The sequence below is a fragment of the Sphingobium lignivorans genome (genome assembly GCF_014203955.1).
Taxonomy (GTDB): Bacteria; Pseudomonadota; Alphaproteobacteria; order Sphingomonadales; family Sphingomonadaceae; genus Sphingobium; species Sphingobium lignivorans.
Window position 1 is genome coordinate 2,356,195 of record NZ_JACHKA010000001.1, and the last position, 24,063, is coordinate 2,380,257.

Genomic DNA, 24,063 nt, shown 5'->3' on the forward strand with positions numbered 1-24,063 from the left:
GCGAACATCCCTGAGGCGATATCACATCCACGGGGGCTGTCTCTGGCCGGACCCTGGTCCGCGTTACATGGTCCCCACCTGACGTTGAGGCGTCAGAGGATATTCCAGCAAACGGCCATGGCGGTCCCGTCACGCCTTCCCTGCCATCGCCATGGAGCCTTTCCGCGATGACCAATCAGCGCGCCTCCCTGCGGACGGAGTTGCTCGCCCGGCGCCAGGCCTTCGTGGCCGGGCTTCCCAACAGCGTGCGCAATCTTGCCTTTCGCGTTCTCCCCTCCCCCATCCTGGCGCTGATGCCGCCCGGATCGCGGGTCGCCGTCTACCGATCGATGGGATCGGAAGCGCCGACGGAAGCGCTGCTCGAGTTCCTCGACGAACGCGGCTTCAAGCTCTGCCTGCCGCGCCTGGGGCGAACCGTGGCGGAGGACATGGAGTTCGCCGACTGGAAGCCGGGAGACATCCTCGTGCCCGGCCAGCTGCGCATTCCCCAGCCGGCGCCGCAGGCCGCCACGGTGACGCCGGACATCGTCCTGACGCCGATGGTGGGATTCGACCGGCGCCTCAACCGTATCGGCCATGGCGCGGGCTATTATGACCGCGCCTTCGCCAAGCTGCCCGACGCGCTGCGAATCGGCATGGCCTGGAGCTGCCAGCAAGTCGACCTGCTGCCCGTCGAGCCCTGGGACGTGCCGCTGCACATGGTGGTGACCGAGCAGGCCATCATCTCGGGGGAAGCCGCATGAACGAGTATCGCCCCAGCTGGCGCAAGCCGGCCGGCATGTTCGCCATATTGGGCATCATCGCGTTCTGGGCCTGGATCGTCGCGAGCTTCGCCGAGCACATCGCGCGGCTGCCGGGCATCCTGCAGGCGGTGATCTACATCATCGCGGGAATCATCTGGATCTTCCCCGTCCGGCCACTGCTGGTCTGGATGGAGACGGGCCGCTGGCGCACCTGAGTCGCGTCCGGCGGCAATCCGTTACACGATGACGGCGCGTTTCCGGCGCCTCTGCCCGGCGACGATCAGGACAACATTCGGAGATGTTCGGAGGATGACGAGCCCGGCGGGCCACGGTGCCCCGCGGGTAGCGAGGCGCGTGCGATCCGTGCCTCCCCCGGAGGGAAGGCAGGACGCAAGACGATCATTTCATGGAAGAAATGGCGCGAGTGACGGGGCTCGAACCCGCGACCTCCGGCGTGACAGGCCGGCACTCTAACCAACTGAGCTACACCCGCGCTTGGTCGAGGACGGCGCAGGTATAAGCTGGCGCGGGCGCTGTCAACACCCTCGCGTCATCTCTCGTCATAATCTGTCGGCGCATCGTGCATCGTGCTGGTCAGCGTGCCCGCCTCGAACAGGAAACCCGCGATATCCGGCTTGCCCGCGGCGGCCAGAACCGTCTGGATGATGATGAGCAGCGGCACCGCCAGCAGCGCCCCCGCCGTGCCCCACACCCAGGTCCAGAAGCTGAGCGACACGAGAATCAGCAGCGGATTGACCTTCAGCCGCTCGCCCAGCACCAGCGGCGTCACGATATTGGCCTCGATCAGGTGCAGGCAGACCATGATGATGGCGGGCAGCAGCGCCCAGCCGACGGTGGTGAAGCTCATGAGGCCGCCCAGCCCCAGCAGAATCGCCGCGATGATCGGGCCGAAATAGGGAATGAAGTTGAGCAGGGCGACGAATCCGCCCCACATGAACGGCGTCGGCATGCCCATCAGCATCAGCGCCAGCGCGACGGTGAGCCCGAGGCCCATGTTGATGAACGTGATCGTCAGCACATAACGCGAGGTCGCATCGACCACGTTCTGGATGACCCGGGCGATGGTGAGCGCGCCGGTGAAGCTGCCACGGCCGCGAATCGTGCGGTGGCGCAGCCGCGTCCACCCGCTCAGGAAGAAGAAAATCACCAGCAGGCCGAACAGGACATTGATGACCACGCCCGGCGCGGCCGTCGTCATCATCTGCAGGAGCGAGCCGGGCATGGCGATGTTGCCCGGCCCGTTCGCGATGTCCTGCGTCTCCGTCACCATGCGCAGCAGCCCGTCGATGAAGCCCTGCGCCTGCGTGTAGAGGCGAATGACCGGCTCGAGCGTGATCTTGATCTGGCTGATCCTGTCCGGCAGCTGCGTGATCCAGTCGCTCGCCGGCACGACGATCAGCACCAGTGCGGTGTTGGCGACGAACAGGAAAGCCGACAGGGCCAGGAGGGCCGCCAGCGGAGACGGGATGCGCCGCCGCTCCAGCCATTCCAGCAGCGGCACGAGACACACGGCAATGACCAGCGCCGCGGTGAGCGGGAGGAAGAATTCGGCGCCGGCACGCAGCGCGAACGGCAAGGCGAGCAGGAACCCCGCCCCGGCGAACAGCGCGATGGAGGCCGCGAGCCGGTTGCGCTCCCACGCTTCCCGATCGGGCGAGCCATGGCGCAGCCCGGCCTGCCCTCGCCTCTTCTCATGGCCGCTCGCCGCCAGATCGTCGTCCCGGTCGATATCACGCAGCGGCATGGCGCCGCTCAGACCGCGATGGGCGCGGATATGCTCCGCTGCGGCTCATAATCCTCGACGGCGAAATCCTCGATGCGGTGCGCGAAGATGCTCTCCGGCCGCCGCAGGATGCGCAGCCGGGGCGCGCCGGCGGGGCGTCGGGAAAGCTGCTCCTCCACCAGCTCGGCGTGATTGAGGTAGAGATGCACGTCGCCCCCCTGCCAGACGATCTCGCCCGCCTCCAGATCGCATTGCAGCGCGATCATCCGCGTCAGCAGCGCCAGCCCGTAGATGTTGAAGGGAAAACCGAGGCCGAGATCGCAGCTGCGCTGGAAGAGGAGGCCATTGAGGCGCCCGTCCGCGACATAGAACTGATAGGTCATGTGGCAGGGCGGCAGTGCCATCGCGTCGATCTGGTCCACGTTCCAGCCGGTGAAGAGCAGCCGCCGCGAGCCCGGATTGGCGCGGATGGCATCGACCAGCGCGGCGATCTGGTTATGCCCTCGCGACGCCTGACGGTAGAGGCCCTCGCCTGCCTCCGGGGCGGGCTCGTAGCGCGGCCAGTTGACCCACTGGCGGCCATAGACGGGGCCGAGATCGCCCCAGTCCCGGGCGAAATCCTCGTCGGCGAGGATCCGCGCCTCGAAGGCCTCCATGGAAATGGCCTCGCCCGTTTCCCGGCGATAGCGATCGAGCGGCCAGTCGCTCCAGATATGCACGCCCTGCGCCACCAGCGGCCGGATGTTGGTCTCGCCGGAGAGGAACCAGAGCATCTCGCGCGTCGCGACTTTCCAGAAGACGCGCTTGGTGGTCAGCAGCGGCACTGCGTCATCGGCGAGCGAGAAACGCATGGTCGCGCCCAGGACCGACCGGGTGCCGACGCCGGTGCGGTCGATTCGCTCATGGCCGTTGCGCCAGATGTGCGCCATGAGGTCGAGATACTGCTGCTCGTAATGCGGCGCGCCGCCATCGGAGGACGTGAAAGGCCGGGCCGGGGCGGAAGCTGTCGTCATGAACCCGTCTTACTCCGCGCCCGGTGGCGGCGCCAGTGCCAGACGCGCGCGCAGGAGATGTTTGCGCGCCATATTCCCCCGCCCCGTCGCCCGTCACAGCGCGGCGCGAGCGCCATTGCAGCGCCGTGTCACGGATTTGCGAAGCAGCGCTTGCCAGCAGCAAAAGCCGCCCCTATAGGGCTCGCCTGCCTTGCCGGCGCGGACACGCGCACGGCCCGGTCGGGGAGTAGCTCAGCCTGGTAGAGCACTGTCTTCGGGAGGCAGGGGCCGGAGGTTCGAATCCTCTCTCCCCGACCATTTCATTCTTCTGTTTCCTGTGCTCGGGTGCGACGTCGTTCGCGCCCGATCGCGTGCCCCACAAGCGCGTACCCCCATCGCGTGGCTAAGTGTTTCGCTTCGCGCGCGGATGCCGCTATTCTGCGCCGGCAGGTGCATCACAGGAGGCTTCATTGACGATAACCGGACCGCTGGCTCACGCCGCACGCGCGCTGGTGCAATGGCCGCGCGACCATGTCGCCCGCCTCGCCGGACTGGACGAGGCGGCGCTGGCGGACTTCGAGGCCGGGCGGGCTGACCCCGGCGACGCGGCGCGAGCCCGGCTGCGCCATGCGCTGGAAGAAGGCGGCGCCCATTTCCTGCCCGACGAGAACGGCCTTGGCGTCGGCGTCCGCCTGCGGTTCGCGGCGCGGGACATCCCGGCGATCAACAGGCTGGAAGGCGAAGGCGGCGTGGTCGGCAGCGACGACGTCTAAGGCCGGGCGACGGGCTGACGGGCAAGGTCCGGTCGATCGGTCCCACGTCATATCGGCTTTGCCTTCGGGCTGGCGCGCTGCCTCGCCGCCGGTCCTGTGCCGGGAGGGGGACTGGATTCCCGTGTTCACGGGAATGACGGGGGGAGGGACTGTGATGTCCGGCCCGGCGCGATTCATCGCGATGCGTTCGCCCCGTGCGTGGAAGCCTGCGAACGCGTGGGCGGCCGCGCAGAGCACGTGCGCCGGGGCGATGGACTTCGCCGGCGCGCCTTCCTACATGCAGGCCATGTCGCAAAACACTCCTCTGCCCTTCGCCAAGATGCATGGCCTCGGCAATGATTTCGTCGTGATCGACACGCGCGAGACGCCGGTCGCCATGGACGCGCCGCTGGCGCGGGCCATTGCGGACAGGAAGACGGGCGTGGGATGCGATCAGCTCATCCTTATCGGCGCCTCGGACCGCGCGGACGTGAGCATGCGCATCTTCAACCAGGACGGCAGCGAAGTGGAGGCCTGCGGCAATGCCACGCGCTGCGTGCCGCTGTTCACTGGCCGGGACGTGACGATCGAGACCAAGGCCGGGCTGCTGCATGCGGCGCGCATCGGCGGGCTGGTGAGCGTCGACATGGGCGAACCACGCTTCGGCTGGGAGGACATCCCGCTCGCCTATGCCATGGATACGCTTGCCATGCCGGCAAGCTGGGACGACCTGCCTCCGCCCGCCGCCGTCAATGTCGGCAATCCGCATGTCGTCTTCTTCCTCGACGATCCCGCGCGCGTCGACATGGCCCGGCTCGGCCCGCTGATCGAGACCGATCCGCTTTTCCCGCGCCGCGTGAACGTCAATTTCGCGCATCTCGTGGATGACGACCATATCCGCCTCACCGTGTGGGAGCGTGGCGCGGGCTTCACGCGCGCCTGCGGCACCGGCGCCTGCGCCACCGCCATCGCCGCCATTCGCCGCAAGCTTGCGCACGGCCCGGTGCGCGTGACGCTCGAAGGCGGCGACCTGCTCATCGACTGGACGCCGGGCGGTCACATCACGATGACAGGCCCTGCCGTCCATGTGTTCGACGGCGTGCTGGACCCGGGCAGCTTCACTGCCACGCCATGAGCGGCGCCAGCATCATCACGCTCGGCTGCCGGCTCAACATCGCGGAAAGCGAAGCCATCCGCCAGCAGCTCGGCGATGCGGACGACCTGATCGTGGTGAACAGCTGCGCCGTCACCGGCGAGGCGGTGCGCCAGACGCGGCAGGCGATTCGCCGCGCGCACCGGGACCGCCCCGAGGCGCGCATCGTCGTGACCGGCTGCGCGGCGCAGACCGATCCCGCCATGTTCGCCGCGATGCCGGAAGTCTCGCGCGTCGTCGGCAATGCCGAGAAAGCCCTCTTCGCGGAGGCCGTCCGAGACGAGGCGCCGGTGCGCGTGGCCGACATCATGACCGTGGCCCGGCAGGCGCCGCAGATGGTCTCCGCCTTCGCCGAGCGCGTGCGGGCCTTTGTCGTCGTGCAGAATGGCTGCGACCACCGCTGCACATTCTGCATCATCCCTTATGGGCGCGGGCCGAGCCGGTCCGTGCCGGCCGGATCGATCGTGGAGCAGGTTGCCCTGCTGGTCGCGCAGGGCGTGCAGGAAGTGATCCTGACCGGCGTGGACGTGACCAGCTACGGCCCCGACCTGCCCGGCAGCCCGACACTGGGCGCGCTGGTCGAGCGCATCCTGCGCCATGTACCGGCGCTGCCCCGACTGCGCCTCTCCTCGCTCGACGGGGTGGAAATCGACGAGCGGCTCTTCGAGCTGATCGCGAGCGAGCCCCGGCTGATGCCGCATGTGCACCTCTCCCTGCAGGCCGGGGACGACATGATCCTCAAGCGGATGAAGCGGCGCCACAGCCGCGCGCAGGCCATCGACCTCGCCGACCGCCTGCGCGCGCGGCGGCCGGACATCGCCATCGGCGCGGACATCATCGCCGGCTTCCCGACCGAGGACGAGGCGATGTTCGAACGCAGCCTCTCGCTGGTGCGGGACTGCGGCATCGTCCATGGCCATGTCTTCCCTTATTCGCCGCGCGAAGGCACGCCCGCCGCGCGCATGCCGCAGCTGGACAAGCCGGTGATCCGGGACCGCGCGGCGCGGCTGCGGGACGCCTGCGCGCAGGCGCGCACGGACTGGCTGCGTTCGCTGGTCGGCAGCCGCCAGCGCGTGCTGGTCGAGACCAGCGGCCTTGCGGGCCATGGCGAGAGCTTCGCTCCGGTGCGGTTCACCGCGCCACAGCCGGTCGGCGAAATTGTCGAGGCATGCATCACGGGACTTGAGGACGGCGCGCTCATCGCGCATGGACAGGCGCATGGCTGAACTTTCCTGGCGCGAGCGCCTCTTTGGCGGCTTCAAGCGCACATCCGACCGGCTTGGCGAAAGCGTCTCCGGCATCTTCGGCAAGGCCGCGCTCGACGAGCAGACGCTCGATGAGCTGGAGGAAGCGCTCTACACGACCGATCTGGGCCCGGCCATGGCGGCGCGCATTCGCGACCGGCTCGCCGAAGGCCGCTTCAACCGGGAACTCACCGAGGAATATCTGCGCGAGATCCTCGCCGAGGAAATCGAGAAGGTGCTGGTCCCCGTCGCCAAGCCGATCGAGATCGAGGCGTTCCCGCGCCCGCAGGTGATCCTGGTCATCGGCGTCAACGGCTCGGGCAAGACCACGACCATCGCCAAGCTCGCCCATCTGTTCCAGGAACAGGATTATGGCGTCATGCTGGCAGCGGGCGACACGTTCCGCGCGGCGGCCATCGGCCAGCTCAAGGTCTGGGCGGACCGGCTCGGCGTGCCGATCGTCACCGGGCCGGAAGGCGGGGATGCGGCCGGCGTCGTGTTCGACGCGGTGAAGCAGGCCACGGCGCAGGGCATCGACGTGCTCATCGTCGACACGGCCGGGCGTCTCCAGAACAAGACCGAGCTGATGGACGAACTCGCCAAGATCAGGCGCGTGCTCGGCCGCCTGAACCCGGCCGCGCCGCATGACGTGGTGCTGGTGCTGGACGCGACGACCGGGCAGAACGCCCTCTCGCAGATCGAGATCTTCCGGGACGTGGCGCATGTCACCGGCCTCGTCATGACCAAGCTGGACGGCACGGCGCGCGGCGGCGTGCTCGTGGCGGCGGCGGAGAAATTCGGCCTGCCTATCCATGCCATTGGCGTGGGCGAGAAGATCGACGATCTGCGGCCCTTCGAACCGGCCGAACTGGCGCGGGCCATTGCGGGAGCAGCTTATGCACGGTGACGGACGCGAGCCGCACGGCGTGGACGTGACGATCGACTCAGCGCCGGTCGCACCGGGCCCGAAAGGCGAAGGCTGGCTGCCGATGGCGCTCGACTTCGGTCCGCTGCTCGTCTTCTTCCTCGCCACCAAGTTCATCGGCATGTTCGCCGGCACCGCCGCCTTCATGGTGGCGATCCTCATCGCGGTGGTGGTGAGCAAGTGGCGGCTCGGCCGTGTCTCGCCGATGCTCTGGCTCTCGGCGATCCTGGTGACCTTCTTCGGCGCGCTGACGCTCTATTTCCACGACCCCGCCTTCATCCAGGCCAAGCCGACCATCATCTACGCCTTCTTCGCGCTGATGCTGCTGGGTGGATGGATGCGCGGGCGGCCGCTGCTGCGCTATCTGCTCCAGTCCGCCTATAACGGCCTGACCGAGACCGGCTGGCTCAAGCTCTCGCGCAACTGGGGGCTCTTCTTCGCCGTGCTGGCCGTCGCCAACGAAGTGATGCGCGCGACACTGAGCTTCGACAGCTGGCTCGCGGTCAAGGTGTGGGGCGTCACCATCATCTCGATGGTCTTCGCCATGGCCAACCTGCCGATGCTGATGAAGCACGGCCTCGACCTTGGCGATGGCAAGTCCTCCTGAGCCCCGCCGGGCCATACCGGAGCCGGAGCGAAGAGATCGTTCGCGTTCAGTCCGGCGTGTCGGGTGCGGCGGCGCGGTGCCAGTCATAAGCGCGCGTGACGCGGGTCGCGATCATCCGGTACGAGTCATACCAGCGCGCCCGGCCGACATCGCGGGTGGCGGCATGCTCGGCATGCGCTCGCCAGGCGCGCGCGCTCGCCTCGTCCGCCCAGTAGCTGACGGTGATGCCAAGGCCATCGGCGCCGCGCGCGCTGTCCATGCCGAGATAGCCCGGCTGGCGCGCAGCCAGCGCCGCCATGGCCGCCCCGGCGCGCTCATAGCCGGCCTCGTCCGCCTCCGTGCGCTGCGAGACGAAAATCACCGCGACCGCGTCCTTCGGGGGCAAATCGCCCGGTGCCATGCTCATGTTAATCTCCTGCGCGCAACGTCTTTGCCAGTCGTGCGTTCTTTTGTCACCCGTCGCACATGGGAGACCCTGACTAGATGACCGCAGCAGAGCGCATCGCTTCGCCCGGCCTGTTTTTCGCCAAACAGTTCCTGCGCCATCCCCGGATGATCGGCTCGGCCATTCCGACCTCCTCGATCGCGATCCGGGCCCTGCTCGATCCCGTCGACTGGGCATCGGCGCGCGTCGTGGTCGAATATGGCCCCGGCACCGGCGTGTTCACGCGGGCGCTGCTGGCCCGGCTCTCCCCTCATGCGCGCCTGATCGCCATCGATACAAACCCGGTGTTCGTCAATTATCTGCGCGACTCCCTGAAGGACGAGCGGCTGACCTGCGTGGAAGGATCGGCGGCCGACGTGGGCAATATCCTCATGGACCTGGGTCTTGAAGCGGCGGATTATATCGTCTCCGGCCTCCCCTTCTCGACCCTGCCGGACGGTGTGGGTGACGAGATCATGGACGCGACGCAGCGCGCCATCGCGCCGGGCGGCGCGTTCCTCGTCTACCAATATTCCAATTTCGTGCTGCCTTATCTGAAGGCGCGCTTCTCGCGTGTCGACGTCGATCGCGTCTGGCGATGCATCCCGCCCGCGCAGCTCTTCTGGGCTCGGAAGGAGGCGGCAGCCGTCAGCGTTTGCGGCGAGAGTTTAGCCGCCGAGTGACGGTGTAATCCAGCACGCCGACCAGCAGATATTGCAAGGACCAGATGAAACGCTGCAGCGGCCCCGCCATGTAGCGGTGGACCCGCGCGTCGATCTCGTCGCTATCCGCCGCGAGCCGGTCCACCAGCGCGCGCGCTTCGGCGGCGAAGGCGGCATCCTCAATGCGCAGCATCAGCTCGAGATTGATGAACAGGCTGCGCATGTCGAAATTGGCCGAGCCGACATAAACGATATCGTCGATGACGATCAGCTTCATGTGGAGCTTCTGCGGCCGATATTCGAAGATGCGCACGCCGCCGCGCAGCAGCCGCTTGTAGAGATGCCGCGCGGCGCCGATGGTCGCGCTGTTGTCCGAGCGCATCGGTGCGATCAGCCGCGCGCAGCCGCGCCGCGCGACGCCATTGATCCGCTTGATCATGCCCCGGCTGGGCGAGAAATAGGCAGCGACGAGGTCCAGCCGCTCGCCTTTCTCCAGATCCGCCTTCACATGGCGCGTCCAGCTGTTGAGATAGCGGGTGGGACCGCCGATGAGCCAGCGCGCCTCCCCCGTTCCCGGTTTCCAGTCGCGCACCAGCTGCCGCAGCCGGCGAAAGCGCTGCGGGCTGTCGATGGTCCAGTCCGCCAGCGCATCGAACCAGTGCTGCAACGCGCCGGCGAGCGGCCCGCGCACCATCATCCCGAGATCGCACCAGGCGAGTTCCTCAGTCCATGAACCGAAATAGGATTTCTCGCAGTTGAAGCCGCCGATCAGCGCGTGCCGGCCATCGGCGATCGCCATCTTCTGGTGATTACGGATCAGATAGCGGGTGGTGCGATGCGCCCCGAAGCGGGCAAAGCGCGCGCCGGCCTCCCGGAGCGGCGCGAAGACCGAATCCGGCGTCGTCGCGGTGCCGAACGCATCGACAATGAGCGTCACCGCGACATGCCGGTTGCATGCCTCCACCAGCGCATCGATCACCTGCTGGCTGCACTCGTCCCGACCGAAGATATAATAGAAGATGTCGAGCCGCTCGCGCGCCCCCGCGATAAGCCCGAGCAGGGCCTCGAGGCGCTCGACGCCGCCCGGGATGAGGGTGAGGCTGTTTCCTTCAACCACATGACGGATCGGCTCTGCCGCGACCTCGATACTCGGATTGCCTGACTCCATCCGCCCTTCATGGCCCATGCGCTGAGCCTTGCCAATCGCTCTCCCCTCGACGAGAGTGGGACGGGGAAATGGGGATCGAGGGGGCGTGACAAGAATTATGGGCAGGAAAATGCGTGCGGCAGCAGCGGCACTGCTGGCGCTCGGCCTGACGGCGCCGGCCCTCCAGGCGAGCCCGTCCCCCACAGCCAATGACGAGCAGAGCTTCGTGAGCGCACTGGGAGAGGCGGCGGGCCGCGAGGATTGCCCGGCCATCATGACGTTGCTCGACGGCCGGTTCCGGCGCGACGATCTGGCGCGCGTTCCGTTGCCGGTCCTGTCCCAATATGTCCAGCTGGGCTGGTCATGCGCGCAGACCCTGGAGAATGATGGCCATCTGGGCGATTGGGTAGCCCGCGCGGTGGCGCTGGGCGCGCGCGACCGGGACCTGCTCTACCTTCACCTCAAATATAGTTTCGAAGCCGATCATCTGGAAGAAACCCTCCGCACCCTCGCCTTGCTACGGGACAGCGACCCGGAGGGGCTCAACAGGGCGAACCTGTCATGGCTTGCACGGGTCGACGACCGCCTGAAGGAAAAATCGCTGACCAACGAGCGGCTGACCCTGCTCGCTCTTATCTCCGCCGAGAGCTTCGCCCCGCATGAGACGCTTGGCCGCGCGGATTATTTCCTCAGGCGCTTCGCCATGTTGTTGGCCGAGCAGGGCCGCAAGGCGGAAGCCGGCGCCATCGTCGCGCGCGTGCGCGTGCCGGAGGTGCTCATCGAATTCAGTTTCGACCCGGTCATGTCAGCGCTCATGCCGAAGGATTTCGACCCCCGTGCCGCAACGCAGGCCTATCTCGAACAGGCCCGGAAGGCGTTGCGCGATAACCCGGACCGGCTGGAAGCCGTCATCTGGGTCGCGCAGAGTCATCGTGCCCTGGGCCAGCCGCAGGAGGCGTTGGCGACCCTCATGGCCGCCCGCCAGCGCAAGGGTGGACTTGCAGCCTTTGTCGACGCGGTCACGGAGCTGAACTGGTGGTGGAACGAACTGGCTTACGTCCATGAGGCCCTCAACCAGTATGACGAGCAGATATCGGCGATGCAGCGGGGCGCCCGGACCCAGGAAGACGGGGGTGACAATATCAGTCAGTTGCTCAATCTCGCCCATGCGCAACTTGAGGCCGGCCGGCCGGCCGACGCTCGGGAAACCCTGAAGACATTCGAAAACGATGGGTTACGGGTGAGCGACTATGGCGCACTGGTGTTCCGGTTCAATCGCGGCTGCGCTGCCCATCTGATGGGCGAGACGGCCATCGCGGAGGAGGACCTCGCCTTCACGCTCGAAAATGTCACGGACGAGCGTTGGAGGATGGCCTATCGAAACTATCTGTGCCGGGACCGACTGGACGAGGCGGCCGCGACGCTGATCGCGCATCTCGAAGACGCGACCAGCCGCGCGGAGGTGCTGCGGAGGCTCGCCGACTATGATCCCCCGCCTGTTCCGCGCCCGGAAAGCCTCTCCGAGCGGTGGAAGCGCGCGATGAAGGCTCGCCCAGACGTGCTCGCCGCCCTGCGGCGCTACGGAGGACCGCACAGGATCCATCTGCAGGAGCCGGATTAGGCCGCCCTCCCCCGGGGAGTGGGCCCGGCTTTTCTTGACTCCGGCCCAGTGGACTGTTAGCGGATCGCGCTTCCCAATCATGTCCGCTGTTTCAGGAGCCAAGCATGGCGCGCGTTACTGTCGAAGATTGCATCGACAAGGTTCCCAACCGTTTCGACCTCGTTCTTCTCGCTGCGCAGCGCGCGCGGGCGATCTCGGGCGGCGCGGAACTGACTCTCGACCGGGACCGGGACAAGAACCCCGTGGTTGCCCTGCGCGAGATCGCCGAGGAGACCGTCCTGCCCGACGATCTCAAGCATGATCTCATCGGATCGATGCAGAAGATGCAGATCGACGATGACGATACGCCCGACGAGATCGGCTCGATCGCCCGCTCAGCCGAGGCACTGCGCCTCACCGCCGCCACCCCGCCCCGCGCGCACAATCTGGGTGCCGACTACGAAGGCTGAGAAGCCGGGTTTCGCGGTTTCGGACGTCCGGCATTGCCCTGCAATGCCGGATGTTTTTGTTTGGGCGGCGGCACGGTGCGCAGGCGGCCGCTGCGCAGCATGCCGGTCTCCAGAAACGGCGCGACGATCTCGTGGATACGTCCTGCCCGGTTCGATCCGATCGCGAGATTGAAGAAGCTGTTCGCCACGACATCAGCGATCTGCACGCCCGGGGAATGGTGGCTGTGGACGAGGCGGGCCGAGCCGCAGCTTTCGAGCAGCCGGGCGACGTCCCGGCGCATCTCCTCCAGCATCAGGTCGTGATAGCGACCGGTATCGATCACGAAGCTGACGCAATCGCCCCCTTCGGCCAGCCATTCCCCGACAAGCTGGTTGAGCAGGGCGACATAGACATCGAAATCATCCGGCCGGCCGCCGGGCTGCGCGCGATCATCCTCCAGCATGCAGATGCGGGCGCGGCCGCCGAAGCGGTCCAGCAGCTCGAAGAAGAAAGCGCGCTCGATGATGCTGATGCGGCTGCCCTTCAGCTCGCCATGCAGGCCTGTGACGGCCTTGAAGCGCTTGAGGAGCGCATCCGCCGCATCCGCCTCGATATCCACGGCGGCAATGACCATCGCGCCGGCGGGCAGGCTGCCGCTTTCATCCATGTAGATCGGCATTGCTTCTCCCTCCCCTGACCGCGGCGGCCTGTTCCGCGCTTGCGCTGCCTACCCGGCCGCGGGTCCGGCGGCGTCATCGGTCCCGCGTGGATGGCCAGTCGCGCAGACATGAAAAGGCCGGACGATCCGCTTGCGCATGACCGCCCGGCCCTGTTCCTGTTCGTCGTCCGGACCTCAGACGCCCTGTGGCGCCGGATCGGCGACGGGCCCCTTGCGGCGGCCGGTCTTGGGGATCGAGGTGCCGGTGGTCGGCACCGACTGCGGCCGGACCGTCTGGCCTTCGCGCACCAGCTCGCCCTTCTCGATCAGGGTCTTGATTTCCTCACCCGAGAGCGTCTCGAACTCGAGCAGGGCATTGGCGAGCAGATGCAGCTGATCGTTGTGATCCTTGAGGAGCTGGTGCGCGCGGTCATAGCCCGCGTCCACGATCCGGCGGATTTCCTTGTCGATCTTTTGCGCCGTCTCGTCCGACATGTGGACGCGCTGGCTCTGCGAATAGCCCAGGAACGTCTCGCCCTGCGGCTCCTCATATTGCAGCGGACCCATCTCGTCGGACATGCCCCACTGCGTCACCATGTCACGCGCGAGTCGCGTGGCATACTGGATGTCGCTGGACGCGCCGGACGACACCTTGTCGTAGCCGAAGATGATTTCCTCGGCGACGCGCCCGCCCATGGAGACGGCGAGGTTCGCATACATCTTGTCGCGGTGGTAGCTGTAATTGTCCCGCTCCGGCAGGCGCATGACCATGCCCAGCGCGCGGCCGCGCGGAATGATCGTCGCCTTGTGGATCGGGTCCGAAGCCGGCTCGTGCAGCGCGACGATGGCATGGCCTGCCTCATGATAGGCGGTCATCTTCTTCTCGTCCTCGGTCATGACCATGGAGCGCCGCTCGGCCCCCATCATGACCTTGTCCTTGGCCGATTCGAACTCCGCATTGGCCACGAGCCGCTTGCCGCGCCGCGCCGCCATCAGTGCCGCCTCGTTGACGAGATTGGCGAGATCAGCGCCGGAGAAGCCCGGCGTGCCGCGCGCGATGGCCCGCGCGTCCACGTCCGGCGCCAGCGGCACCTTCTTCATGTGGACCTGCAGAATCTTCACGCGGCCCTCGATGTCCGGGCGCGGCACGACCACCTGCCGGTCGAAGCGGCCGGGGCGCAGCAGCGCGGGATCGAGCACGTCCGGCCGGTTGGTCGCGGCGATGATGATGATGCCTTCGTTCGATTCGAAGCCGTCCATCTCGACGAGGAGCTGGTTCAGCGTCTGCTCGCGCTCGTCATTGCCGTTGCCCAGGCCAGCGCCGCGATGGCGGCCGACCGCATCGATCTCGTCGATGAAGACGATGCACGGCGCGTTCTTCTTCGCCTGCTCGAACATGTCGCGCACCCGGCTGGCGCCGACGCCCACGAACATCTCGACGAAATCCGAACCCGAAATGGTGAAGAACGGCACGCCCGCCTCGCCCGCGATGGCGCGGGCCAGCAGCGTCTTGCCGGTGCCGGGCGAGCCGACCAGCAGCGCGCCCTTGGGGATCTTGCCGCCCAGCCGCGCGAACTTGCTCGGGTCCTTCAGGAACTCGACGATCTCCTGCAATTCCTCGCGGGCCTCGTCGATGCCGGCGACGTCGTCGAAGGTGACGCGGCCATGCTTCTCGGTCAGCAGCTTTGCCTTGGACTTGCCGAAGCCCATGGCGCCACCCGCGCCGCCGCCTTTCTGCATCTGGCGCAGCACGAAGAAGGCAATGCCCAGGATGAGGACGAACGGCAGCGACTGGTAAAGCAGGATCATCCAGAAATTGGGCTGTTCCTCGGGCTGGCCGCTGAACTTGACGCCATTCTGGTCGAGCAGCGTGGTGAGCTGCGGATCAGGCACGGTGTAGGTCGTGAAGCGCTGGTCGTTCTTGAGAACACCGGTGATCCGGTCCGGCGCGATGGCGACTTCCTTGACGGCGCCCGCTTCCACGCGCGAGCGGAAATCGGAATAGGCGATGGCGGTGCCCTTGCCTGCGCTCATGCCCTTGCTGTCGAACACGGTGACGAACATCAGCAGTGCCAGGAACACGCCGGCCAGAATGAGCGCGCTCTTGATCCAGGGATTGCCTTGCGGCTCTTTGTTGTCGTTCATCTCATCTCGCTTTCGCGCTTCAAAATAGGACATCCCGCCCGGAACACAATGGCTCAGCGCGAGTTTCGCGCCGCCGCCCGCCGCACGGTCCACTGCGCGCCGCCGGAGACGACGCAGTCCGCCAGAGCGACCGTCCTACCATCCAAAAGCTGAAGAAGCGCTTGATCCAGCGACGGGCCGCGCGGTTTTTCGGCCTTGGGGTGGCAATGGGCGATCATCCGGAGCAGCAAACGGCGCAGAATCTCGGGCGGCAGGTCCGTGCGGCGGAGCGTCGCGCTCCCGGCCTCGAACGCGATCGATTGCGCCGCGAGCGTGTCCGTCATCCATCCCAGCGCCGAATCGGCCTGCGCCAGCGCTTCCACCGAGCGGGCAAGGCCACCGGGATCGATCAGCGTGCTACCCTCCAGCGCGGCGCGCATGCGGACGCGATCGAAGCGCGGGTCCTCGTTGCTGGGATCGTCGATGAAGGGAATGCCGGCTCGCTCGCAGAAGTCGCGCAAGGCCGCCCGCCGCGCGCCCAGCAGCGGCCGCAGCAACGTGCCGCGCCGCGCGCGCACGGACGCGAGGCCGCCCACGCCCGCACCCCGGCCGAGACGCAGCAGGATCGTCTCGATCTGATCGTCGGCCTGATGCGCCGTCATCAACCAGGCGAGCCCCCGCGCCGCGCGCCATTCCTCCAGCAAGGCATAGCGCGCGGCCCGCGCGGCGGCCTGGAGATTGCCTTCCAGCGGCGGCGGCGGGCCGAGAATGACATGGGGAATGCCCTGCTGCGCGCACCAGCGGGCCACCATGGCCGCCTCGTCCCGGGCAGCCGCGCGCAAGCCATGATCCACGGTCGCGCCTTCCACCCGGCCGGGCCAGGCGTGATGCGCGAGGGCAAGCAGCGCCATGCTGTCCGCCCCGCCAGAGACCGCGATGCCGATGCGCTCCTCCGCCGCAAGCGACCGGCCGAGCAGGCGGTGAGTTTCCGCCTTCAGCCGGTCCGCAAGCGCGTCAGGCACCGCACTTTGCGCGCGTCCGGCCCTTGGTCATCATGTCACGCGCCGTGGCCGGCATGTTGTCGGCGAAGACTTCGGCCAGCTCGTCATAAGCGAGGCACGCGTCCTTCAGCCGGTTGAGCTTGATGAGCGCTTCGCCGACCCAGGCAAGGCTTTCCGCTGCCCGGTCACCCTTCGGCCGGACCCGGTAATTCTCGTAGAGGATCTTCGCGGCGGTGGAGGGCTTGCCATCATCCAGATAGGCGCGGCCGAGCAGGTTCTGGGCGCGGCTGGCGACCGGGTCCTTGCCATATTTGTCGACGGTCTCCTGAAGCTGTGCCTGCGCCTCGGGATAGAATTTGGCTTCCCAGAGGCGGAAGCCATAAGTGTAGCTGTCGAGCGCGGCATTGCCCGTGCTCGGCTTCTCGATCGCCGCCACCTTCTCGGTGCGCGCGAGCAAGGGCGTATCCCCGGGGGCTGGCCGCGGCTGGCTCGCGGGCGCCTTGCCACCGGCCTGGGCCGGCGGGGTCGCAAGGCCCTCCCCGGCGGGCGGGGCGACCGCCGGCAAAGGCGGCGGCGCACTGAACTTGGCGAAGGCCTCTTCCAGCTGCCGCAGGCGATAGCCCGATTCCTCGACCTGGCCGGTCAGACGCGCGAGCTGCGCCTCGATCGCGGAAACGCGCGCGGTCAGATCGGCAACCGGGGATGCGGCCGGCGAGCCGGCGGAGACGCCGGGCGTCGGCGTGGGCGGCGCCACGTCCGGGACGACGACCTGCCCGCCGGGGAACACCTTGCGCTGCACGGCGCGCATCTCCTGCTCGAGCCTGTCGACCCGGCGTTCAACGGTCGGCTGCTGCTGCGCGGACGCGCTCGCGCCCCAACCGAGTGAAAGGCAAGCGCCGGCGAGAAGGAAATGCCGGAAACCCCGACGATGAGATGACATCAATTTCATGATCCAGTTCCTGATGGGCTGAAATATCCATAGCCGATCCCATGCCGCGGTAAAGCGCCCAGGTGGCGTGATCGAGGGACCAGACCGGGCCGGCGCCTGCTCACGGCGGGCGCAGCCGTCAGTCGCCTCCGGTGCGGGGCGCCGGGCCTGCGCCGGCATTGAGGGGAGACCCAGGAGCGGGAGGCGCGGGGGCGGCATCCTCATTATCCTGCCCGGCCTGACGAGCAAGCAGGGCAGCGGCGCTGATCGGAACATCCGAGATGGTCCTTTCCGCCGTACCCAGCGGCGGCACGGCCCGGCCGCTCACGGTGACCGCAAGGGCATCCGGCCGGCCGGTCAGAATCATGGGATTGCGGGCATTGTCCGGCACCGTGTAGCGCTCGTCCTTGGCCAGCATGCCCTCAAACAGGCGCTGGCCGTCCGGCTCGTAGACGCGCAGCCACACCTCGTTGACCGCCGTGAGGACCACCGGCCCGCGCGGGGCAACGCCGACAGCGGCGCGCGGCGGCGCGACCGCCGGATCGGCAATCCGGGTTTCGGTGCGTTCCTCCGCGGCGAGTTGCTCGTCCGTGGGCGGCGTATTGAGCTGCATGCGCCAGATGGCGTAGCCGCCGGCGAACAGCAGCACGAGCACCGCAGCCAACCAAGCCAGATAGCGCGGGGGGACGCTGCTGGGATCGACCGGCTCCTCGATCTCGTAGGGATCCTGACCGAGCCCGCCCATCTCGTCGATCTCGGCGCGCACCTTCGCTACCAGCGCCGCTTCGTCCAGTCCGACGGCGCGCGCGAAGGCCCGGGAGAAGCCGGCGCAATAGGTCGTGCCCGGCAAAGCATTATAATCACCGGCCTCAAGCGCGGCGAGATGGCGCATCGGCACGCGGGTGCGCGCGGCGACCTCTTCGAGAGTCAGACCCGCAGCTTCCCGCGCCCGGCGCATCTGCTCCGGCGCACTGGCGTTGTTGTCCGCGACCACGTCTTGTTCTTCAGCCTTGCTGGGCTCAGGAGCCATGTCTCGTCCGTTGTTCGGTCCGCATTCCGGCTCTGCGTTGTTTCATGGCAGGCCATGCGCGTCAACGCGCTTAAGAAAGCCGGTGTGAGAGAAATGCGCACGCAAGGGATTGCGTTGCCGGGATAATCATGCGGACACGCGGTGCCGGTCCGCATCGGATCGCTTGGCTCAGCTCAGCTCCACGCCCTGCTCGTCGGCCCACTGGGCAAGCGGCTCACGCAGATTGGGTACGCCACCGCTCAGCAATTCGGCGCATTGCTCGGTAAGCAGCGCCAGATCGAGCGAGCGGACCATGGCCTTCACCGGACCGACCGAGGCCGGCGTGATGGAAAGCCGCCGGATGCCGAGCCCCAGCAGCGCCATCGCCTCCAGCGTGCGCCCGCCCATTTCTCCGCAGACGCCGACCGGCACATCATATTGGGCGCAGGTACGCACGATGCGCGCGATGAACCGCAGGATCGCCACGCTCATCCAGTCATAGCGCTCGGCGAGCTTCGGATTGGCCCGGTCCGCCGCGAACAGAAATTGGGTGAGGTCATTGGTGCCGATCGAGAGGAAATCGAGCTCCGGCAGGAGGAAGTCGAGCGTCTCGGCCAGCGCCGGCACTTCCAGCATCGCCCCGTAATACACCGCCTTGGGCAGCTTGCGCTCGCGCTTCTCCAGCCAGATCTTCTGCTCGCGGAACAGGGCCTTGGCCTGCGCCAGCTCCCAGGGCTCGGAAATCATGGGGAACATGACATGGAGCGTGCGGCCCGCCGCGGCCTCCAGCAACGCGCGGGCCTGCGCCTTCATCAGCGCGTCGCGTTCCAGCGCCAGCCGCACCGCGCGCCAGCCCATGGCGGGGTTTTCCTCATGCTCATTGTCGCCCGCGCGCAGATAAGGCAGCGCCTTGTCACCCCCGATGTCGACGGTGCGGAAGATGACCGGCCGGTTGCCGGCGGCGTCCAGCACGTCGCGATACAGGCGCTGCTGGCGCTCGCGCTGCGGGAGGGTGGCGGAGACGAGGAACTGGAATTCGGTGCGGAACAGGCCGATGCCGTCCGCCCCGGTCACATCCAGCGCGGCGACATCGTCGCGCAGGCCGGCATTGACCATGAGCTCCACGGTCACGCCATCCTTCGTGACCGCCGGCTTGTCGCGCAGCGCTGCATATTCGGCACGGCGCTTCTGGGTGAGCGAGAGCCCCGCCTCGAACGCTTCGTCCATCGGCACGGTGGGGCGGATGTAGAGCCGGTTCTGGTTGACGTCGAGCAGCAGCAGGTCGCCATCATTGATGAGCGCGCGGGTATTCTTCACGCGCCCGAGCACCGGCACGCCCATGGCGCGCGCGACGATGGTGACATGCGCGGTGAGCGAGCCTTCCTCCAGGATGAGCCCCTTGAGCCGCCGCCGGTCATATTCGAGCAGCTCGGCGGGGCCGAGATTGCGGGCGATGAGGATCGTGTCCTGCCGCAGCCCCATCTGCGCGGCGGTGCCGAGCTGGCCGGAGACGATGCGCAGCAACCGGTTGGAGAGGTCCTCCAGATCGTGCATCCGGTCCTGCAGCAGCGGATCGTCGATCTGGCGCATGCGCATCCGGGTGCGCTGCTGCACGCGCTCGATGGCCGCTTCCGCCGTCAGGCCCGCGTCGATCGCCTCGTTGATCCGGCGCGACCAGCCCTCGTCATAAGCGAACATCTTGTAGGTCTCGAGCACTTCGCGCGTCTCGCCCTCCACGCCGAACTCGGCCTGCCCCGCCATGCGATCGATCTGCTCGCGCATCTTGGTGAAGGCGGAATAGACGCGCTGGCGCTCGACCTCGATGTCCTCCGCGACGGTATGCTCGATGGTGATGCGCGGCTGGTGGAAGACGGCATGGCCGCGCGCCATGCCCATGACGAGCTGGAGCCCGGAGAGGACCGTGGCGCCCGTCTCCAGCGGGCGGTTCTCGCCCGGATTCTCGTCGACCAGCCCGGCATTGGTGATGAGCTCGGCAAGCACCATCGCGACCGTCTGCAGCGCCTCGATCTCCACTTCCTCATAAGGACGCGGATCGACATGCTGGACGCACAACGCACCGATGGCGCGCTCGCGCCGGACGATCGGCACGCCCGCGAAGCTGTGGAAGAGCTCTTCCCCGGTCTCGGGGCGGTAGGCGAAGTCCGGATGAGCGGCCGCTTCCTCGAGGTTCAGCGTCTCGACATTATGGGCAATGGTGCCCACGAGCCCCTCGCCCAGCCCGAGCCGCGTGACGTGCACGGCTTCCTGCTTGAGGCCGCGCGTCGCGAACAGCTCCAGCATGCCCTCGCGCAGCAGATAGACCGAGCAGACTTCGCTCGACAGCTCCTCGCCGATGATCTCCACGATCTTGTTCAGCTTGGCCTGCGCGGTGGTGCGCGCGGCCATCACGTCCATGAGACGCTGAAGAATAGCCCGGGCAGCGATAGCGGCCGAATTGGAGGAAGCATCCGTGCGATGGGGCGATGTCATGGAACCTTTGCTAACAGAAGTTGCATGAGTGACCAACCTTCCGTCCGGCCACTCATGCCAAGGCTTTGTTGCGCAGCATCAAGCCATGCTGTGACGCTCAGCCCGCCGCCGGTGCCGCCAGCCCTGGCGCGCTTGCCGGCGCCCCCTCCTTGCGCGATTCCGCCTCGTCCGGAAGCGGTACTGCGCCGATGTTCGAGGCGTAGCGATAGGGGCCGAGGATCCAGTAGAGGATCGTGCCGAGCGCGAGGCAGACCAGCATGATGACATAGCCGCTCATGTAGGACCCGCTCGAATCATGCAGCCATGCCACGAGCGGCGGCGCGCAGCCCATCGAGAAGGCGAGGAACATGTTCTCGAAGCCGTGATAGAAGCCGAACGCCTTGAGGCCGAAGAAGCGGACATGCAGATACGTGCCGATCGGCCGCGCCGTGCCGAAGGCGAAGCCGCCCAGCCCCACCGCCATCGCGAGAAGATACCAGCCGCCGAAGCTCGCGGTGACCATCGCGAAGAAGAACAGCCCCACGAAGGAAATGAACTTGAAGGGAATGGCGACCCGGCTGGTGTTGAACCGGTCCACTGCCCAGCCGCCGACCAGCGTGCCGAGCGGCGCGATGAGCGTGGTGATGCTCATATAAGTGACGGCATCGCCCTGGCTGAACCCCTTCTCGTTGAGCATGGGTACCAGGAAAGGCATCATGCCGGTGCGCGGCGCCGTGCCGATGATGGTGGCGATGACGATCAGCCAGAATACCCGGTCGCGCAGGATCTGCTTGTCGGTGAGGCCCTCCAGCTTCGCCGACCGATCCTCCTTCACCTCGGCCTTGGGCCTGATCAGCTTGCGATCGCTGCCGATCTCGCCCGGTTCGTCGACGGTGAAGTAGATCACCGGCAGCAGCAGCAGCACGATGCAGCCGCAGATGATGAACATCTCCCGCCAGCCGAAATCCGTGATGAGCCAGTTGAGCAGCGGGGGGATGCCCGCGCCGGCGAGCGTCGATTCGACGCCCAGCAGCGCCATCGCCTTGCCGCGATGCTGAGTGAAGAGCGCGCTGACGATCTTGGTATAGCCGATCGCCGTGCTGCCGAAGATGCCGAGCAAGGCGAAGCAGAGATAGAATTGCCAGAGCGCGCCATCGATGAAGCCCAGCGCGATCGTCGCCAGACCGACGCCGATGGTGCCGAAGAAGATCGGCAGGCGCACGCCGACCTTGTCCATGAACTTGCCGTAGAAGGGCAAAGTCACCGCACCGCACCACATCAGCGCCGTCATCGCCCAGCTATATTCCGTCTGGGACCAGCCGAACTCCTGCGTCATCGGCACGTTGACCAGCGTGATCGCCCCGAAGGGAAGCAGGCTGGTCGCGAACATGTTGGCAAGGGTGATGATGGTGGCGAGCTTGATTTTCCGGAACGAAAAATCCGACTCGTAGCGCGGCTCGGGGCCTGCCGCGGTCGCCGCCCCTGTCATGCCGGCCGGCCTTCGCAGGCTATGGGGGCTCCGCCCCGCTTGAGTGAACGCGTCATATCCTCTCCTTGACAGCGCACGCGCGATCTCGGCCGCGCTTTCGGACAATGTCAACGATCAGAGGGGCAACGTCAAGCGGAGATACGCATGCCCGGTCGCGGCCATCAGAGCGCCGCGCGCGCCACAATAAAGGGGGCGATTGCTGTTGCTTCGGAACGGAATGCATGGACGGCAGCAGTCCATCCGGCTCCCTTCAGGACAGGCGGATCTGGAACGGAATCATCGACCCGGCGACGAGCCAGATGCCAGACAGCGAAATGCCGAGTGGCCCCGCTCGCCAGCAAATGGCCCAGACAGCGAACGGCCCCGGACCGTCCCCTCATCCATCCTCATGGACATTGCCATGGGACGACGAAGCAGGAACGGGCCGGGGCCGCGATGCGCCGGAGGCGGCGCGTGCTACGAACCGGAAAGGCTCAGTAGCGGTAATGATCCGGCTTGAACGGGCCCTGCTGGGGCACGCCGATATAAGCCGCCTGCTTGGGCGTGAGGGTCGTGAGCTTCACGCCGAGCTTCTCAAGATGCAGCGCCGCCACCTTCTCGTCGAGATGCTTGGGCAGCACATAGACCTCGTTCTTGTACTCGCCGCCCTTGGTCCACAGCTCGATCTGCGCCAGCACCTGATTGGTGAAGCTGGACGACATGACGAAGCTCGGATGGCCGGTGGCGCAGCCCAGGTTCACGAGGCGGCCCTGCGCGAGCAGGATGATCTTCTTGCCGTCGGGGAACTCGATCTCGTCGACCTGCGGCTTGATCTCCGTCCACTTCATGTTCGAGAGGGCGGCGACCTGGATCTCGCTGTCGAAATGGCCGATATTGCACACGATCGCCATGTTCTTCATCGCGCGCATATGGTCGATGGTGATGATGTCCTCGTTGCCGGTCGCGGTCACGAAGATGTCCGCGCGGCTCGCGGCTTCCTCCATGGTGACGACTTCATAGCCTTCCATAGCCGCCTGCAGCGCGCAGATCGGATCGATCTCGGTCACCAGCACGCGCGCGCCGCCATTGCGCAGCGACGCCGCCGAGCCCTTGCCGACGTCGCCGAAGCCCGCGACCACGGCCACCTTGCCGGCCAGCATCACGTCGGTCGCGCGACGGATGGCGTCGACCAGCGACTCCTTGCAGCCATAGAGATTGTCGAACTTGCTCTTGGTGACGCTGTCATTGACGTTGATCGCCGGGAAGGGAAGCTTGCCCTTCTTGGCCAGCTCGTAAAGGCGGTGGACGCCGGTCGTGGTCTCTTCCGAGACGCCCTTGATCGCCTGCACCGTCTTCGTGAGATAGCCCGGGCGCTCGGCAAGGAACTTCTTCAGCGTCGCGACGAAGATGGTCTCTTCCTCGTTCGACGGCGTGAACAGCTCTTCACCGGCCTCGACCCGCGCGCCCCACAGGGCGAACATGGTGGCGTCGCCGCCATCGTCGAGGATCATGTTGCAGGTCTCGTCACCCCAGTCGAAGATGCGCACGACATAGTCCCAATATTCCTCCAGCGTCTCGCCCTTGACGGCGAACACCGGGATGCCGGCGGCCGCGATGGCAGCGGCGGCATGGTCCTGCGTCGAGAAGATGTTGCACGAGGCCCAGCGGATGGTCGCGCCCAGCTCGGCCAGCGTCTCGATGAGCACGGCGGTCTGGATGGTCATGTGCAGCGAGCCGGTGATGCGGGCGCCCTTGAGCGGCTTGCTCGCGCCGAATTCCTCGCGCAGTGCCATCAGGCCGGGCATTTCCGTCTCGGCGATCTCGATTTCCTTGCGGCCGAAACCGGCCAGCGAAAGGTCCTTGACGATATAGTCCTGGGCGATGGTGGCCACCTGAAAATCTCCTCGCGAATGAAAACGGATCGACGGTTCGCCGACGCAGCGACGAACGAAACACCCGCGCG

At 66.9% G+C, this 24,063-nt stretch carries 22 protein-coding genes and 2 tRNA genes; 11 read left to right on the forward strand and 13 right to left on the reverse strand.

Annotation, left to right across the window (positions count from 1 at the left end; all coding sequences use genetic code 11):
• Positions 1 to 167: 167 nt before the first annotated feature.
• Together HNP60_RS10940 and HNP60_RS10945 are read left to right on the forward strand one after the other, a co-directional pair.
• The gene (locus HNP60_RS10940; protein WP_014076659.1) at positions 168 to 743 is read left to right on the forward strand and encodes a 5-formyltetrahydrofolate cyclo-ligase; all 576 of its coding nucleotides are present in this window, start codon (positions 168 to 170) and stop codon (positions 741 to 743) included.
• Positions 740 to 958: a DUF2842 domain-containing protein gene (locus tag HNP60_RS10945; RefSeq protein ID WP_014076660.1), complete on the forward strand. Its 219-nt coding sequence runs from the start codon at positions 740 to 742 to the stop codon at positions 956 to 958. Before HNP60_RS10940 ends, HNP60_RS10945 begins: the two co-directional genes overlap by 4 nt.
• 201 nt (positions 959 to 1,159) lie before the next feature.
• Here the strand turns inward: HNP60_RS10945 and HNP60_RS10950 are convergent.
• The 3 genes from HNP60_RS10950 to thyA all read right to left on the reverse strand — a co-directional run bounded on the left by HNP60_RS10950 (position 1,160) and on the right by thyA (position 3,500).
• A tRNA-Asp gene (locus HNP60_RS10950) sits at positions 1,160 to 1,236 on the reverse strand.
• Positions 1,237 to 1,293: 57 nt separating this feature from the next.
• A complete protein-coding gene (locus tag HNP60_RS10955; protein WP_260394846.1) occupies positions 1,294 to 2,508 on the reverse strand; it encodes an AI-2E family transporter in 1,215 nt (404 codons plus the stop codon).
• A gap of 8 nt (positions 2,509 to 2,516) precedes the next feature.
• On the reverse strand, positions 2,517 to 3,500 hold the full coding sequence (gene thyA, locus HNP60_RS10960; RefSeq protein ID WP_184153559.1) for a thymidylate synthase: 984 nt from the start codon (positions 3,498 to 3,500) through the stop codon (positions 2,517 to 2,519).
• A gap of 220 nt (positions 3,501 to 3,720) precedes the next feature.
• Here thyA and HNP60_RS10965 point away from each other — a divergent pair.
• The 6 genes from HNP60_RS10965 (at position 3,721) to ispZ (ending at position 8,160) form a co-directional block, all read left to right on the forward strand.
• A tRNA-Pro gene (locus tag HNP60_RS10965) sits at positions 3,721 to 3,797 on the forward strand.
• 152 nt (positions 3,798 to 3,949) lie between these two features.
• Positions 3,950 to 4,252 (forward strand): helix-turn-helix domain-containing protein, encoded by a 303-nt coding sequence (locus HNP60_RS10970; protein ID WP_041391959.1) that lies wholly within the window; start codon positions 3,950 to 3,952, stop codon positions 4,250 to 4,252.
• Between the two features lie 286 nt (positions 4,253 to 4,538).
• Positions 4,539 to 5,366 (forward strand): diaminopimelate epimerase, encoded by an 828-nt coding sequence (gene dapF, locus HNP60_RS10975; protein ID WP_184153562.1) that lies wholly within the window; start codon positions 4,539 to 4,541, stop codon positions 5,364 to 5,366.
• On the forward strand, positions 5,363 to 6,610 hold the full coding sequence (gene mtaB, locus HNP60_RS10980) for a tRNA (N(6)-L-threonylcarbamoyladenosine(37)-C(2))-methylthiotransferase MtaB (protein ID WP_184153565.1): 1,248 nt from the start codon (positions 5,363 to 5,365) through the stop codon (positions 6,608 to 6,610). The genes dapF and mtaB overlap by 4 nt, the downstream gene beginning before the upstream one ends.
• Positions 6,603 to 7,535 carry a signal recognition particle-docking protein FtsY gene (gene ftsY, locus HNP60_RS10985; protein WP_184153568.1) on the forward strand — a complete coding sequence of 311 codons (933 nt, stop codon included), beginning with the start codon at positions 6,603 to 6,605 and terminating at the stop codon, positions 7,533 to 7,535. The genes mtaB and ftsY overlap by 8 nt, the downstream gene beginning before the upstream one ends.
• Entirely contained in the window at positions 7,525 to 8,160 is a 636-nt protein-coding gene (gene ispZ, locus HNP60_RS10990) for a septation protein IspZ (protein ID WP_420825228.1), read from the forward strand. The genes ftsY and ispZ overlap by 11 nt, the downstream gene beginning before the upstream one ends.
• Positions 8,161 to 8,206: 46 nt before the next feature.
• On the opposite strand, the gene HNP60_RS10995 is transcribed toward ispZ, so the two are convergent.
• On the reverse strand, positions 8,207 to 8,566 hold the full coding sequence (locus HNP60_RS10995) for an antibiotic biosynthesis monooxygenase family protein (protein WP_184153571.1): 360 nt from the start codon (positions 8,564 to 8,566) through the stop codon (positions 8,207 to 8,209).
• Between the two features lie 77 nt (positions 8,567 to 8,643).
• Between HNP60_RS10995 and HNP60_RS11000 the strand changes: the two genes are divergently transcribed.
• Positions 8,644 to 9,267 carry a class I SAM-dependent methyltransferase gene (locus HNP60_RS11000; protein ID WP_184153574.1) on the forward strand — a complete coding sequence of 208 codons (624 nt, stop codon included), beginning with the start codon at positions 8,644 to 8,646 and terminating at the stop codon, positions 9,265 to 9,267.
• On the opposite strand, the gene HNP60_RS11005 is transcribed toward HNP60_RS11000, so the two are convergent.
• Positions 9,233 to 10,414: a phospholipase D-like domain-containing protein gene (locus tag HNP60_RS11005; protein ID WP_184153577.1), complete on the reverse strand. Its 1,182-nt coding sequence runs from the start codon at positions 10,412 to 10,414 to the stop codon at positions 9,233 to 9,235. The genes HNP60_RS11000 and HNP60_RS11005 overlap by 35 nt on opposite strands.
• A gap of 109 nt (positions 10,415 to 10,523) precedes the next feature.
• On the opposite strand from HNP60_RS11005, the gene HNP60_RS11010 reads away from it, so the two are divergent.
• Together HNP60_RS11010 and rpoZ are read left to right on the forward strand one after the other, a co-directional pair.
• Positions 10,524 to 12,014 carry a tetratricopeptide repeat protein gene (locus tag HNP60_RS11010; protein WP_184153580.1) on the forward strand — a complete coding sequence of 497 codons (1,491 nt, stop codon included), beginning with the start codon at positions 10,524 to 10,526 and terminating at the stop codon, positions 12,012 to 12,014.
• A gap of 104 nt (positions 12,015 to 12,118) precedes the next feature.
• Positions 12,119 to 12,463, forward strand: a complete 345-nt coding sequence (gene rpoZ / locus HNP60_RS11015; protein ID WP_184048034.1) for a DNA-directed RNA polymerase subunit omega — start codon at positions 12,119 to 12,121, stop codon at positions 12,461 to 12,463.
• On the opposite strand, the gene HNP60_RS11020 is transcribed toward rpoZ, so the two are convergent.
• The 8 genes from HNP60_RS11020 to ahcY all read right to left on the reverse strand — a co-directional run bounded on the left by HNP60_RS11020 (position 12,451) and on the right by ahcY (position 23,992).
• Positions 12,451 to 13,122 carry a DUF3800 domain-containing protein gene (locus HNP60_RS11020; protein ID WP_184153583.1) on the reverse strand — a complete coding sequence of 224 codons (672 nt, stop codon included), beginning with the start codon at positions 13,120 to 13,122 and terminating at the stop codon, positions 12,451 to 12,453. The genes rpoZ and HNP60_RS11020 overlap by 13 nt on opposite strands.
• A gap of 174 nt (positions 13,123 to 13,296) precedes the next feature.
• Entirely contained in the window at positions 13,297 to 15,246 is a 1,950-nt protein-coding gene (gene ftsH, locus HNP60_RS11025; RefSeq protein ID WP_184048028.1) for an ATP-dependent zinc metalloprotease FtsH, read from the reverse strand.
• A 53-nt stretch (positions 15,247 to 15,299) separates the two neighbouring features.
• Positions 15,300 to 16,247, reverse strand: coding sequence for a tRNA lysidine(34) synthetase TilS (tilS, locus tag HNP60_RS11030; RefSeq protein WP_338056710.1), 948 nt, complete (start codon positions 16,245 to 16,247; stop codon positions 15,300 to 15,302).
• Positions 16,240 to 17,175 (reverse strand): tol-pal system YbgF family protein, encoded by a 936-nt coding sequence (locus tag HNP60_RS11035; protein WP_184153585.1) that lies wholly within the window; start codon positions 17,173 to 17,175, stop codon positions 16,240 to 16,242. Before HNP60_RS11035 ends, tilS begins: the two co-directional genes overlap by 8 nt.
• A 118-nt stretch (positions 17,176 to 17,293) precedes the next feature.
• Complete coding sequence (locus HNP60_RS11040) at positions 17,294 to 18,184, reverse strand: helix-turn-helix domain-containing protein (RefSeq protein ID WP_184153588.1); 891 nt, start codon at positions 18,182 to 18,184, stop codon at positions 17,294 to 17,296.
• 168 nt (positions 18,185 to 18,352) lie between these two features.
• The gene (gene ptsP, locus HNP60_RS11045) at positions 18,353 to 20,578 is read right to left on the reverse strand and encodes a phosphoenolpyruvate--protein phosphotransferase (protein ID WP_014076678.1); all 2,226 of its coding nucleotides are present in this window, start codon (positions 20,576 to 20,578) and stop codon (positions 18,353 to 18,355) included.
• 172 nt (positions 20,579 to 20,750) lie between these two features.
• Positions 20,751 to 22,121, reverse strand: a complete 1,371-nt coding sequence (locus HNP60_RS11050; RefSeq protein ID WP_184153591.1) for an MFS transporter — start codon at positions 22,119 to 22,121, stop codon at positions 20,751 to 20,753.
• Between the two features lie 473 nt (positions 22,122 to 22,594).
• Positions 22,595 to 23,992, reverse strand: coding sequence for an adenosylhomocysteinase (ahcY, locus tag HNP60_RS11055; protein ID WP_184153594.1), 1,398 nt, complete (start codon positions 23,990 to 23,992; stop codon positions 22,595 to 22,597).
• Positions 23,993 to 24,063: the final 71 nt, after the last annotated feature.